8 protein-coding genes are annotated in these 14,848 nt (G+C 43.9%); all 8 read right to left on the bottom strand.

Features of this window, described 5'->3' with window-relative positions; genetic code table 11:
- Window positions 1–50: 50 nt before the first annotated feature.
- Window positions 51–3,131 carry an efflux RND transporter permease subunit gene (locus tag D4T97_RS08620; protein WP_126049675.1) on the bottom strand — a complete coding sequence of 1,027 codons (3,081 nt, stop codon included), beginning with the start codon at window positions 3,129–3,131 and terminating at the stop codon, window positions 51–53.
- Between the two features lie 528 nt (window positions 3,132–3,659).
- On the bottom strand, window positions 3,660–5,237 hold the full coding sequence (locus tag D4T97_RS08615) for a peptide chain release factor 3 (RefSeq protein ID WP_126049673.1): 1,578 nt from the start codon (window positions 5,235–5,237) through the stop codon (window positions 3,660–3,662).
- Window positions 5,238–6,034: 797 nt separating this feature from the next.
- Window positions 6,035–7,828, bottom strand: a complete 1,794-nt coding sequence (locus tag D4T97_RS08610; RefSeq protein WP_126049671.1) for an L-lactate permease — start codon at window positions 7,826–7,828, stop codon at window positions 6,035–6,037.
- A gap of 92 nt (window positions 7,829–7,920) precedes the next feature.
- Window positions 7,921–9,360, bottom strand: a complete 1,440-nt coding sequence (locus D4T97_RS08605; protein ID WP_206435548.1) for an FAD-binding oxidoreductase — start codon at window positions 9,358–9,360, stop codon at window positions 7,921–7,923.
- Window position 9,361: 1 nt separating this feature from the next.
- Window positions 9,362–10,720, bottom strand: a complete 1,359-nt coding sequence (locus tag D4T97_RS08600) for a (Fe-S)-binding protein (RefSeq protein ID WP_126049669.1) — start codon at window positions 10,718–10,720, stop codon at window positions 9,362–9,364.
- A gap of 2 nt (window positions 10,721–10,722) precedes the next feature.
- Complete coding sequence (locus D4T97_RS08595) at window positions 10,723–12,042, bottom strand: FAD-binding oxidoreductase (protein WP_126049667.1); 1,320 nt, start codon at window positions 12,040–12,042, stop codon at window positions 10,723–10,725.
- A 193-nt stretch (window positions 12,043–12,235) separates the two neighbouring features.
- Window positions 12,236–13,090 carry an MBL fold metallo-hydrolase gene (locus D4T97_RS08590; protein ID WP_126049665.1) on the bottom strand — a complete coding sequence of 285 codons (855 nt, stop codon included), beginning with the start codon at window positions 13,088–13,090 and terminating at the stop codon, window positions 12,236–12,238.
- Window positions 13,091–13,579: 489 nt separating this feature from the next.
- A complete protein-coding gene (locus tag D4T97_RS08585) occupies window positions 13,580–14,833 on the bottom strand; it encodes an MFS transporter (protein ID WP_126049663.1) in 1,254 nt (417 codons plus the stop codon).
- Window positions 14,834–14,848: the final 15 nt, after the last annotated feature.

Raw genomic sequence — 14,848 nt, 5'->3', positions numbered from 1 at the left:
ACTTCATTATAAAATACTACTTGATAAAAATCAATGAAAATATGCACCTATTACCTGATTTTCTTTCTCTTCCTGTTCATGCTTCTTGTTTCAGGATCAAACAAGCTGTATACAACAGGGATTACAAACAAAGTAAGGAATGTACTGCTGATCAATCCTCCGATGACTGCAACACCCATCGGCTGGTTCATTTCCGTACCTTCACCCAGACCGAGAGCCAGCGGAACCAATCCCAATATCGTTGTCAATGCTGTCATAAAGATAGGACGAGCCCGGTCCTTGACCGAGACGACGAGGGCTTCATAGCTTGAAAGGCCCGCCGCTTTTCGTTGATTGATATAATCGACAATCACAATGGCATTATTCACTACGATCCCGGCAAGTATAATTACCCCGATAAGAGCAGGGATACTCAGAGGAATACGAGCAATCATCAAGGCAAGTGTTACTCCGATCACCATAAGCGGAACTGTGAACATGATGACAAACGGATATTTAAACGATTCGAATTGTGCAGCCATAACAATGTATACGAGAATAATTGCAAGGACAAAGGCCATGATCATATCATTGATCGAGTCCTCAAGCAACTCAGTTTCGCCGCTGAAAGTGACTTCCGTTTCATCAGGCAAGTTCAGATCAGCAATTGTTTTCTCCACTTTTCTTGACATATCCCCGACATTCGTAGCCGTATCATATTTTAATGTGAATTCAACAGAATCCTGTTGATTAATCCTTTGTATTTCAACTGGACCGCTGCCAGTTTCAATTTTGGCAATATCCTTTAACTCTGCATATCCTCCGTCAGGCTTTTTAATTAATAAGGTTTTGAGTTTATCGATATCCCTCGTAATTTTTTCATCATAGGCTACATAAACTCCATAAACGTCAGAACTGTCGCTTATGACCTGGGTAGCTTGGACTCCTCGAGTCACATCATTCACTGCTGAGGCTATTTGTGCCGGCGCAAGTCCCGCTTCCAGGGCCCTATACCTGTCGACAGTGATCTGGATCTCATCGACTTTATCACTTGTGCTTGTTGACAAGTCCGTCACATGCTTTAATTTTTTAAGGGCGGCGAATATTTTGTCGGAGCTTTCGTCCAGACGGGATTTGTTGGTATCACCGATATTAAATGTCAATGTCTGCGGTGCAATACCTGAAGCAGCATCTACATTAAATCTCATCGACGTTCCCTTTTTAACGCCTTCGACCTTTTCTTCCAGCTTCGGCTTCAGTTCATCAACAAACTCAAACACGGACTGATCCCGTTGATCCAGTGGCTTCAGCTTAATATAAATCTCGGCCGTATTGCTTTTTGAAGTTCCCTGAAATGAAGACTCTTGTGTAGAACCGATAAGGCTGACATACGTATCAACAACACTCTCATCTTTCAAATCACTTTCAATCGCTTCAACGACTTTTCCAGTTTCAGACAGGGCAGAGCCATTTTCTAGTTCCAGTTTTATACTAAAAAAACCTTCATCTGTCGGTGGAAGAAATTGCATCCCGACAGTAAACAAACCTAAACCTCCGCCTACGAATAATAATAGGGATGTGAATAACACGAAAAAACGGTGCCTTAAGGACCAACGAATGGTCTTATCAAGGAAATTCATCGGTTTGGACCTTCGCCTTCTTGCTTCAAAATCACCACCCTGCTCTTTCAGCAGTCTGCTGGCAAGCATCGGTATAACTGTCAGGGCAACAAAAAGAGAAGCAAAAAGACTGAATGAGATTGTATAGGCAAATTCCTTGAACAATTGGCCAAGGAGCCCGCTTATAAAGACCACAGGCAGGAAAACGGCAACGGTTGTCAGTGTTGAAGCTGTGATGGCTCCTGCAACTTCGTTGGCACCCTCCCTTGCAGCAGTTTTCGGGTCTTTCCCCATAGAAAGATGCCTATAAATATTCTCAATCACAACAATGGCATTATCCACAAGCATGCCGATACCTAGAGCAAGTGCCCCAAGGGTCATAATATTTAAGGCAAAGTCCGCAAAAAACATCAGGACGAATGTCACGATTACCGAATAAGGAATGGCAATTCCAATAATTAACGGGCTTTTAATATTTCTTAAAAATAGGAACAGAACCAACATGGCCAGCGCTCCCCCGATTACTAGAGATGACGCGATATTACCTATGGCCATGTGGATATAGTCTCCTTGGTCGAACAATATATCAGATTCAATATCTTTAAATTGATCTTTCTTGAGTAATATTTTTAGCTCTTTCTGAAAATCCTCTGATACGTTTGCCGTGTTGGCATCCGATTCCTGTAAAACACTTAATAGGACGGAAGGAAGCTCGTTCGTTCTCGTGATTATCCCTTCATCCTGCTTCTGCTGTTTTACCTGTCCGACATCCCGGATTCTTATTTTATCGCCGGACAATGGATCGGAAACTATAACCAGCTGCTCAATTTCTTTTACTGAATGAAGCGAACTGATTATTCTTGTAGTTAATTCTTTTCCGCCTGTCAATACTGTTTCACCAGGCATGGAAATATTATTGGCTTGAATTAAGTTAACAATATCGGCTTGCGAAAGACCGTACTTCTTTAATTTATCTTGAGCAAGAGTGATTTTGATTTCTTCTGTCAGTTTTCCCGTCACATTTACGCTTGCGACTCCTTCAACCCTCGTCAGCTCGGTAGTCAATTGATCCGCTAGCTTTCTCAACGATTCTTCGTCGGTGTCGGATTTTAACGATAGCTGAATGACTGGAAACTGTGAAGGATCAAACTTCAACAATCTAGGCTTGGACGCATCGGCAGGCACTGTCGTTTGATCAATTCGCTGTAAAATATCATTTTGCACATCATCAATCAGAGTGGACCACGTAAATTCCAGAACGATTAAGTTCGAGCCTTCCTCTGAAAAAGACTGCACATTTTTAATCCCGGGCAGAGTCGCCAAATTTGCTTCGAGGGGCTTCGACACTTTCTCAACGACTTCAGTCGGACTTGCCCCTTCATAGGATGTCACCACAACTGCAATCGGCGGATTGATTTCCGGAATTAATTTCAAAGGGATTTTTAATAAGGAAACGACTCCAAGTATTATGACTAGAAACATGGTAACAATCGTAAAAACAGGGCGCCTTATGGCGAAGTTGCTTAAATTCACGAACCAATCCCCTTTCGGATAAAGAACCATTTCTAACTGTTAATTATAACAGTTTTGGTGTCCCCATAACCGTATAGCCGCAGGCAATCTTGATTATTCATAAATACGTCAAATTTTATTGAAGAACAAAAGCGCAAGCGCCTTGCTCAGCCCCGACAAGCACAAGACGATTCCCGAGGAGGCAGTTCTTCAGCCAAGCGGCTGACTTCCATCACATCCTGTGAAACTTCTCTGAGTATCCTTCATGCAGCTTTGCGACGAGCTGAACAAGACTTCCTCGAATAAGCTGTGGCGTAGGAGCACATTCTTCGTGGCGGGCTTGTGACCTCGAGGGGCTAGGCGCTGGCCGGCTTAAAGCGCCACGTCCTGTGGCGCCGGCGGCACTAGGACATCCTGTCCGTCGGAGCTGGACGTAGCACAAATAGATAATAAGTTATCAACAAACTTATGATTTATAATTTCCTATACAACAAAAAAAAAGAGAAACCTTTTTAAGGTTCCTCCTTATAAAATGAAATATTATTGCTATCAGTCAATTTCCATTGGATCGCGCAACTGGATTGATGGGTTTTTATCGGTGAACCAGCGCAATGCAAATTCATTCTCGAATAGAAATACCGGGTTATCAAATCTGTCTTTCACTAGCAAACTTCGCTGGCTTGACAGCGATTCATCTATTCGATCATTTTCAATCCACCTGGCGATTTTGGAGCCCATCGGCTCTATGATGACATCGGAATTATATTCATTTTTCATCCGATGGACAAAGACTTCAAATTGAAGCTGGCCTACAGCGCCTAGAATATAATCTTCCATGCGGTAAGTCTTGAATAATTGGACAGCTCCTTCTTGTACAAGCTGATGGATGCCTTTGTGGAAGCTTTTTTGCTTCATGACATTCTTTGCAGTCACTCTAACAAAAAGCTCCGGTGTGAATTGAGGCAGCTTTTCATATTTGATGATTTTCTTGCCTTCTGCAATCGAATCCCCGATTTGATAAGTTCCAGTATCATACAGACCAATAATATCCCCGCTCACTGCTTTATTGACTGTACTACGGTCGTCAGCCAAAAACTGCGTCGACTGCGAAAGTTTGAACTGCTTTTCGGTTCTGGCCAGAGTCACAGACATCCCTCTTTCAAATTCGCCTGAGCAAATCCTGACAAAAGCGATTCGGTCACGGTGTGCAGGATTCATATTAGCCTGGATTTTAAATACAAACCCCGAAAATCCTTGTGAAGCAGGATCGATTTCACCATTGCTGGACTTTCTCGGCTGCGGTGGAGGTGCAAACTCCAAATATGTTTCCAAAAACGTCTGTACTCCGAATGTTGTCAAGGCACTGCCGAAAAAGACGGGCGTCATTGCCCCTTCATTCAATTTTTCAACAGAAAATTCATTGCCTGCCTCATCCAAAAGCAGTACTTCTTCAAGCGCCTGATCATATAGACCCGTTTGCTTAATCGGATGTTCACCGATGACTTCCCCATTATCATCCAATGGAAGAAAACGGCTCTCGTCGTCCGTCCGAAACTGTTCTATTCTATTGTAATGACGATCATAAATACCGTAAAACTCTTTTCCCATCCCGATTGGCCAGTTCATCGGGTACGTCTCTATGTCCAGAACTTCTTCTATTTCCGCAAGGAGTTCTAAGGGCTGTCTTCCTTGGCGGTCCAATTTATTAATAAAAGTGAAGATCGGGATTCCGCGCATTCTGCATACCTTGAAAAGCTTAAGAGTCTGTTCTTCGATACCTTTGGCAGAGTCAATGATCATTACTGCACTGTCAACAGCCATCAATGTCCGATACGTATCTTCACTGAAGTCTTGGTGTCCCGGTGTGTCGAGTATATTAATTCTGAAATCTTCATATTGAAATTGCATCACGGAAGAAGTGACTGAGATTCCGCGTTGCTTTTCTATTTCCATCCAATCCGAAGTTGCATATTTTCCTGTCTTTTTTCCTTTGACCGTCCCCGCATCCCGAATCGCTCCGCCAAATAAAAGTAGCTTTTCAGTCAATGTCGTTTTCCCGGCATCCGGGTGGGAGATTATTGCAAAAGTTCTCCTAGAGTTTACTTCTCGTTCCAAATTATTTGCCATCACATAAATCCTTTCATTTCAATCTCTTTTCAATCTTATTCTTCCAGGAGCTGAATTGCAATGATCGTTTTTTCAGGGAAAAGAACAAAAGCGGAAGCGCCTGTTCATCGACGTACAGACTGAGCCGAAATGTGGAAGACGGCCGTTTAGGGGCGACAAGCGCTGGAGGGCAATCCAGTGAAGTCGTTCTTTGACTTCATTGGATTGACCGAAGCGACCTCGAGCCCCTGCCGTCTGGAGCTAGACTGGAGTGACTCCAACGAGATAAAGGAAACACGGCGACGTAGGCCGCCTCAGACCGCCACATCCTGTGGCTTCGGCAGGCTCAGGACGCGACATCCTGTCGCATCGCTTGCACTAGCACTTCCTGTGCGTCGGTGGCACTATGACGTCCTGTCCGTCGGAGCTAAGCATCTTCCTTCTAAGCATCATGAGTTTCTTCTTCGAAAAAGCTTCGTGTGGCTTTGCGACGAGCTGAACAAGGCTTCCTGAGTAAGCTTTGGCGCAGGAGCAGAGTTTTGTTGACTTATCGTAGGCAAGCTGCTTCCTCGAGAAGCTTCCTGCCCTTTGCGACGAGGTGAGCTTCACCTCATCGAATATGCTGCGCCGCAGGAGCACCAGAGGCGCGAAGTCTGCTAGTCGATAGGCGCTGGAGCTGAACGTAGCGTAACTCAATTAACAAGTGATCCACAAGCATGGAATTTTATAGTACGCTAAACAAAAAAAGCATCCGCCGAGCAATTCCGATGGATGCTTGAGATTAAAAATATTTAAGTGTCTAATTTCGTCCCTGTTTACTATTTTACATCCTTCACTGAATCAGCGGAAACCGGCACCTCCAACATGGCGGCGCGTCTGCTATTCGTTGCAATAATATAAATTGCCGCGAAAACAATCAACAAGGCGATAATGGACCCAAGATTAAATATCCCTTTTTGGGAATACCAGACAATTGAATAACCTATCGATCCTGTGAACAAGGCATAATATGCAAACGGGAACAACGTTTTTCGGATAACTGTCCCTTCTTTTCCAAGCAGGCCTACAACTGCTGATGCTGCAACAACATTATGCACACAGATCATATTTCCAGCCGCCCCGCCGACTGACTGCAATGCGACAATCCATGTCGGATCTACCCCGATTTGAGAGCCGACATCATATTGGAAAAGTGAGAACATCATATTACTTACCGTGTTGCTTCCTGCGATAAACGCTCCAAGTCCGCCGATAAATGTTGCGAAGAATGGCCAAAATTCCCCAGCTAATGCCGCTACCCCATTAGCTAATTCTATCGGCATCCGCTCATAACCTGCAGCACCACCTCCGCTATTTAAAAACACTTGAACCATCGGAACGGTGAAAATCAGTGCTGTTGAAGCGGCCAGGGCTGTTTTCCCAGATTGTGCCCACGCACTTCTGTATGCGCTTCCATTCATCCCGTGAAGGAAAAACGTAATGACAGATACTACAATAAAAATGGTACCAGGTGAATAGAGCGGCTGAAAGCTGGCCGTTATTCCCGAATCAAACATATTTTCAAAAGCAATAGTCCAGGACTGGCTCCACTCTAAAAAGGGGAGTGATTTCAGCCTAGTCAGTATAAGGAAAAGGGCAACAAGTACATAGGGTGACCACGCTTTTAGCATGCTCATCGAACCGCTCTTATGTGTAATATCCTTCAGAATGACTTTTCCGGTCCACTCCGGATCCCACTTTGACTCATCTTCAAAATTCCAAGTATCCTCTTTTGGCGGAAGAAGAAATCCTTTTTTTGCAGCACTGACAACAATGATTAATCCGATTAGCCCTCCGGTCATCGAAGGAAATTCAGGCCCTAGCGTACTGGCCACGATTAAATAAGGAATCGTCATGGCAAATGCCGCAAAAAGGGCAAACTTCCAAACTTTGAGCCCCTCGGTAAAAGATTTGTTTTTTCCGAAAAACCTGGTCATTAATCCGACAACAAAGAGTGGGATCAATGTCCCGGCAATCATGTGCAAAATCGCCGCTTTACCGCCAATCATCGTCACCAATTGAAGAAAATCATTGCTGATGCTTGGATCAGCCGACAGACCCGTTTGAATCCCGACCAAAACAGGTGTACCCACAGCACCGAATGTTACAGGAGTACTTTGAATCACCATCCCTGCCACAACTGCTGCCATAGCAGGGAAGCCCAATCCAACAAGCAATGGGACAGCTACTGCAGCAGGCGTCCCAAACCCTGCAGAACCTTCAATGAATGAACCGAACAGCCAGGCAATAATGATGACCTGGATCCTGCGATCTTCAGAAATATCCGTAAAGCCCTGGCGGATTGTTTTCATACCGCCGCTTTCCTGAAGTGTGTTTAGGAGTAAAATAGCGCCAAAAATAATGTATAAGAGCGTGAAAGCCACTACAACTCCGTTTATGGAAGCGGCAGTGACATTTACTCCCGGAACTTTCCAGACAAAAAGCGCCAGTATAACAGCCAAAATATAGGAAATAGGCATAGCCCTGCTAGCGGGCCACCTGAGACCAACTAAAAATACACCTACGGCAATGATGGGCAAGAGAGACAGAATAGATAGCAAACCTGTACTCATAACGCATTTTCCCCTTTCTTTTTTCAAGGTGCCGTATCTAATGGTGAATAATGTTCAGTTTTTAGGCTCATTTACTGGATCATGGACAAACTTTATGCTTTTTTCAACTCCTGCTTAATTTCAGCACATTTCCCTGGTGTAGGGAATAATTTTCCTCCATTCAGCAAATTATCGTGGTTAAAAACCTTTCGAATATCCGTTTGCGCTAAAATTTCTTCATCTGTAAAAACGAACCGCATCTCTTCTTTCTTCTCAATCCCTACGCCGTGCTCGCCTGTAATCGTTCCACCTGCATCCGCGCAAACTTTTAAACAGGCACTTCCGGCTTCAATGGCCTTTTCTGTTTCACCAGGGATCCGGGAATCAAACAACACAAGCGGGTGAAGATTACCGTCCCCGGCATGAAAGATATTTGCGATTCTCAAGCCGGACTCTTGGCTGATTTCATTGATTTTCCTTAACACTTCCGGAAGCTTGCTCCGTGGTATGACACCGTCCTGTACAAGATAATCATATGAGATGGCCCCCATTGCCCCAAAGCCCGTTTTTCTGTTTGCCCACCACCTTTCTCTTTCTTCCTCACTTTTCGCAGCCCTAACTTCCCTGACATTCCGATTTTTACAAACTTCCAAAATCTGATTGATCTGTTCCTCAATCCCCGCCCGGATGCCATCTACTTCAATTAATAGTAGCGCTTCTATATCTTTCGGGTGACCGACGGGAAATGCTGCAGCTTCCACTCCCTCAATCGCAATTTTGTCCATCATTTCAAGGGCTGCGGGAACAATTCCGGCTGAAATGATGTCTGACACCGCCTGACTGCCATCTTCGATTTTGTCGAAATAAGCAAGTACCGTTTGTTTTGTTTCCGGATTTTTTAAAATCCGTACTGTGATTTTCGTAACAATTCCAAGAGTGCCTTCAGATCCTGTTAAAAGACCCAATAAATCATAACCAGGTGAATCAGGAATTCCATTTTGTCCGATTTCAATCACTTCACCATTTGGGAGCACGACCTCCATACCCAATATATGATTGGTTGTCACTCCATATTTCAAGCAGTGTGCCCCTCCGGCATTTTCAGCCACATTGCCGCCGATTGTACAGCAATACTGGCTGGACGGATCCGGTGCGTAGTAGTATTCCTTATCTGATATCGCATGCGTCAATTTCAAATTGATAAAGCCAGGTTCTACTACAGCCCTTCTATTCTCAAGATCAACGCTCAGCAATCTTTTCATCCGTGTCAAACTGATGATCACTTCCCCGTTGATCGGAATAGCCCCGCCACTGAGCCCTGTGCCTGCCCCACGCGCCAAAAACGGCAAGCCGTTCTGCGAGCAATACTTGACGACAGCCGCCACTTCTTCTGTATTTTGCGGAAAGACAACGGCCTTCGGCATATACTTTTGTATGGTAAAACCGTCACAGTCGTAGGCAGCCAAATCCGCTTTTTTGTAAAGGATGGAGCGAAAACCGGAAACAAGCTTAGCAAGCTCGAGAATATGCCTGTCCTTTGTTTGGATTTTCACTTCACTCCACCTCCCCGTTCTCTTTTTGATAAGCCCAATCCAATAATTGAACTGTATGAACGACTTTTTGATTTCGGCCATGCCTTTGGACACCGAGCGCCATCTGCAGCATACAGCCCGGATTTCCCATCGAAATCATCTCCACTTCCTCCGGCACGTTTTGCATTTTGCTTTCAAGCACCGCGTCGGCCATTTCGGGATTGGTAATATTATAAATCCCTGCACTGCCACAACAGCGGTCTGCATTTGGCATGTGCACCATTTCTACCCCCGGAATATCAAGCAGCAAATCACGCGGCTCCTGGCGTACTCCCTGTCCATGCGCCAGGTGGCAGGCATCATGATAGGTGATCGTCGTTTCAATCGACGCTTTCGGCTTTTCATAACCCGTGTCATGTAGATACTTTGCAATATCTACCACTTTCCTGGAAAACCTCTTCGCTTTCTCTCTCCATTCAGAATCCGTGTCATTGCGAAATAGCTCATAATATTCTTTCATCATGGAACCACAGCCCGCAGCATTGACGATTACAGTGTCCGCATTTTTAAATGCTTCAATATTTTGCTTGGCCAGCTTCCGCCCCATATCGCGATCGCCGGCGTGGACATGTAAGGCTCCACAGCATGTCTGGTTTTTTGGAATGGTAACATTATTACCGTTTCGTGTGAGTACGTTGATAGTGGCATCATTTACATCGCTGAACATCATATCCATCACGCATCCGGTGAGCATGGCAACTTCCGCTTTCTTTTCACCTTTTGCCTTAATGACCTTTTCATTTTTATACTTTTTTCTGACAGGCTTTCCAACCTGCGGCATAATCTCTTCCATTTCTGCCAAGTGGTCAGGCATAATATTGATTAGTCCGGTTTTCCGTGCCACAGTCTGAACTCCGCTTTTTTGATAAAATTTCAACAGGCTTCCGAGCGCATTCATCCTGTCTGGATGGGGAAACAGCTTTTCTAAAAATAGTTTGCTTACCGTGCTTTTCCAGCCTGTTAATGGCATTGCCTGGCGTATCTGCCCTCTTGCCTCCTCAATGAGCCCTCCCACATTTACGTCTGCGGGACAAGCAGTCGTACATGCCCTGCAATCCAGGCATTCAAAGACTGGATTGATCAACTCCTCATTGACTTCCAGCCTTCCTTCAGCAACCGACTGGATCAAATGCACCCTTCCCCTTGGAGAATGCTGCTCTTGGCCTGTAATCTCATATGTCGGGCAGGATTCCAGGCACATGCCGCAGTGAACACAATCGGCCCATTTATTCGGATCTGGCGGATCGTTCCAAAGATAATTTCCTAATTGCACCGTCGTGCATGCCGGGGCCTGATTAATCTCCTTTTCAGTTGTTGCCATTATTAAATCCCTCCCAAAAATCTATGACGATTCAGCGTGTTATTGGGATCAATTGTTTCTTTAATGCCTTCCATCAGGAAAAAGTATGGCGGCTTTTCTCCCCATACATCGATTTGCTTACGGAAATCAAACGGTAAATGAGTGATAATTGCATATCCCCCAAGCTCTTCAGCCTTTTTTCTCAATTGGCGGATAACATCGATCACCAATTCATCTTTCCCTTTTAAGATCACCCGGGACATGCCATGGCCTAATCCACCGTGAGCTTTAATTTCTAGTGGGCCGGCGCTTACAAGTTTTATTGATTCTTCGATTATTGCCAGGACGTCCAAGTTTACTACGCCAATTTTTAGCGAAGCCTGTAAATCATCTGAGGTCTTACCCATTGGATTTCCGTAAAACTTTTTCCAAAAAGCACGGGTGTTTTCTTCTGAAAGCACCGTGATATCAGCATGATCAGGCTTAATACCTTTTAAATAATTCTCTTGGAATAGCACAGAACTTTCCACATCTTCAAAACCAATTGCCAGCGTTTTCCTGCGGATTCCGATCATTTTTTCGGAAAGAGACGGGTTCAAAAGCTCCAATGCAACCGGTTCCAATATTGAGTCAAGAAGGCGGACGGCAAACTCTTTAATTTGATCAAAGCTGCCTTCAGGAAACGATAGCAATACCAGACTCTCACTCTTTGGCAGTGGCCGCAGTTTAAAGGTTACCTCTGACAGAATTCCAAGAGTACCCATGGAACCTATAAATAATTTATTCATATCATATCCAGCCACATTTTTAACGACTTTACCACCCGCGCGGATGACGGTCCCATCCGGGTAAACAACTCTCAATCCAATGACAGAATCCCTTGCTGATCCATAACCGAGTCTTTTGGGACCGCTGTCATTTACGGCAATAATTCCACCGACAGTAGAATGCTCCGGAATGAACGGATCGATGGAAACCTTTTGATTGTACTGTGATAGATACTCCTGCAATTCTCCAAATGGCGTTCCTGCTTTGACAGTGACTGTCATATCCCCCGGAACATGCTCCACAATCCCACTGTAATTTTTCATTGACAGTAAAATATCCGCATTTTCCTTTAAGCCGCCAAACCCTCTTTTCGTCCCCGCCCCCATGATAGAGATAGATTGGCCGGAGCTATTAGCATAAGATACCAGGTCAATAATTTCTTGCTCCGACTGAGGGCATACAGTGACTTCCCCTCCATTGCCAAGGTAATTACCGCCTTCCTCACCGGCGGAAAAACGGTCTTCCGGGATTACTGTCTTTAAATCTGCTAAATTAGTAGTTGCCAAAGGACCCACCCCCTATAAATAGCATCCTAGTTTCTTCATTAAATCATTAAATGTATCCATATTCAAGAGGATTTCAGAATATACTAACTGTTCTATATTAAGAAAAACCTTACACATATAAATTGATGCGCAAGGTTTTTACTAACATATAATTTTTTTAGATAAATAGAAAATTTACGTTTTTATAAATAACTTGCAGAAGCTACACGCTCTCTATTGCAGACGCTTTGGGCTCAATGACAAGCAGATCCTCACCTACAATAACTTCTCCATCAAATACGTTCACGGCTTCATTATACGTTTCATCTTCGTCAATATTTGGAAGAAAATGAGTCATCACAAGTGTTTTCACGCCGGCCTTTTGTGCAATTTCCCCGGCCTGTTCAGGTGAACAATGTTCCTTTTGTAAACTGTTCCATATTTCCTGAAGCTCAGCACTTTTCGTATTCCTGTATACAGCTGTAGGGGCCAAGCATGCGTCCATGACAAGAATATCAGCATTTCTGGATAACTCGATGATATTTGGAGTCGGTGCAGTGTCCCCTGATATGACAACTGTTTGATCGTCCGTTTCAAATCTGAATCCGAAAGTTTTAACATTATGCACCATCTCGGCAGCTGTTATTTTCAATGGCAGATCTGTTCGTACAAGACCCGCCTCTTCAACTTCTATAATCTCTACATCTCTAACGCCGTTTCCAGGTCGTCCAAGAGATGTTCTATAATCAATATCCTCTTTGAACAAATTTATCAGCGTCTCATGGAAGTGCTTCATCCCTTTTGGACCGATGACTGTAAGCTTCCTTCTGCCGAGCCCCCAGCCCCCAAGAAGAAATTGCCCGTAGCCAAAAATATGATCCGAATGAATATGCGTCATAAACAAATATTGAATACTTTGCGGGGCAATTCCCGCTTTCATCAGCTGAGCCGTCGTTCCTTCACCACAATCTACTAAAATATGAGTGTCACCCAATGATATAACCTGTGAAGGACCCGAGCGCTCCAAATCCGGTCTCGGACTTCCTGTTCCAAGTAAAGTCAATTTTAATTCATCCATATTTTCCGTCTCCTTACTTCATGGTGGTCGCCTCTTCCGGAAGCGTTTTCTGTTAATTTCAGAGTAATTATTTAATCATTTTAATACGAAAGATTTTCTCTTATAAAAAATAATCATAAATTTGTTAAGTATCAGGAATCTTATCTCTCATTTGGCAAAGTGATAGTCAACTTCACAATGCACAGCTATTAAAAATGGGCTACAAACTTGCAGCTATTTTTTACTTTGCTTTTATTTAGAAACGGTATTAAAAATCAAGGTGCCATTCCCTTTGAAAAGAATCGAACTATTGGTTGTTTATTCAACATCAATATATCTATAGGAGGCATTCTTGCTTACATCTAAAAAATTAGGTTATTAACGAACCCTCATACTCGGCAGGTGTAGCGAAAAGGAATCATGACAAGAATCTTCTCTCAGGAACGTCATGTCCATCTAAAACCAATGATATTCATAGAAAAAAATGCTTATATTCAATCACCAAATAGCTTAAGCCTGCGCCCTGACAAGATGAGAGACTTTTACTACCTCTTTGTCAGGATTGGTAAAGATCAAAAAGATCAAGCCAAAAACCAACAGGATGGTAGCGGCCAGCATCACTGAGTAATTAAAGCCAAGAACCTCGTTATTTCCCGCCAATTGCACGACGAAACCAGTCGCGAGTGGACCAACTATCCCCGCTAAATTGGCTAACCCAATCAATGTGCCAGACGCCAGTCCTTTCCGTTCAGGCAAAAGATGATTGGCGATTTGGGGAGCAATGGAAAACATAGTGTTGACTAGCGTCAGTCCCAACCCCAATGCAATAATGGCCCCTATTGTCGAATGAATGACGGTAGTTGAAAATAAAGCGGCAGACCCTAAAATTAAAGAAATTCCGGCAACAACCACACGGGATTTTCTATAACTTCCCGTTTTCTTAAGCAAATTATCGGACAGCACAGCAACAAGCACTGAGCCTAGAGCAGTAAATACGCCAATCCCTCCGACAATATACCCCATCTGCATTGGTGAAAGGTGAACCACTTTAGTCAAATAGGTAGGCATCCAAACAAAAGCCCAGGATAAAACCCAAAAAGCCGAAAAGAAAGCCAGCGTAGTGAAAATGAAGTTAGCAGAAAGGAATACCTTAGAAACCTCTTTCCATTTAACTTTTGGCAATGTACCTGAAGGCTCTTCCGAAGAAATTGGAATTTCAGGCTTTTCCCGGCCAAACATCAGCCACAATATGAACCATATAAGACTGAGTGTACCCAGGAAGCCGAACCCGATTCTCCACCCATAGCTATGAACGATTAGGACCAGGAGCGGTGCCATCAACTTGGCTACCATACTCCCACAGTTTACAAGAGAGATTGCAAAAGCTCGCCGCTCCGGGGGAAACCATTTGCTTACATGGCTAATGGCTGTTGCGTAATAAGGCCCTTCAAAAGCTCCAAGAAGTACCCGAGAAAAAATCAGCAATGGCAAACTATAAATGACAAACGCTCCCATCTGAGAGATTGTCCAAACAATCGCCATGATTGCTAACATCTTTTTGGTTCCGATCTTATCAGACAGGGCGGCACCGATAATGCCGGCCACTGAGAATAGCCAATAGAAACTGCTTCCAACCATTCCAAATTGCGCATAGGTGAGATTTAAATCCTCCATGATTGGAACTGCGGCATATCCAATAATCGCTTTATCTGCATAATTGATGATATATAGAAAAAACAAAAAAACAACAATTACCCAACGCATAGCAATCCTCCTTAA

Source organism: Siminovitchia acidinfaciens (assembly GCF_003605385.1).
GTDB lineage: Bacteria > Bacillota > Bacilli > Bacillales > Bacillaceae_C > Siminovitchia > Siminovitchia acidinfaciens.
This window is presented reverse-complemented; position numbering and strand designations above follow the sequence as displayed.

Excerpts from the sequence above, each read along its gene's own strand:
- D4T97_RS08610 (WP_126049671.1), bottom strand. The coding sequence starts at position 7,828 with ATGAGTACAGGTTTGCTATCTATTCTGTCTCTCTTGCCCATCATTGCC.
- D4T97_RS08615 (WP_126049673.1), bottom strand. The coding sequence starts at position 5,237 with ATGGCAAATAATTTGGAACGAGAAGTAAACTCTAGGAGAACTTTTGCA.
- D4T97_RS08585 (WP_126049663.1), bottom strand. The coding sequence starts at position 14,833 with ATGCGTTGGGTAATTGTTGTTTTTTTGTTTTTTCTATATATCATCAAT.
- D4T97_RS08590 (WP_126049665.1), bottom strand. The coding sequence starts at position 13,090 with ATGGATGAATTAAAATTGACTTTACTTGGAACAGGAAGTCCGAGACCG.
- D4T97_RS08600 (WP_126049669.1), bottom strand. The coding sequence starts at position 10,720 with ATGGCAACAACTGAAAAGGAGATTAATCAGGCCCCGGCATGCACGACG.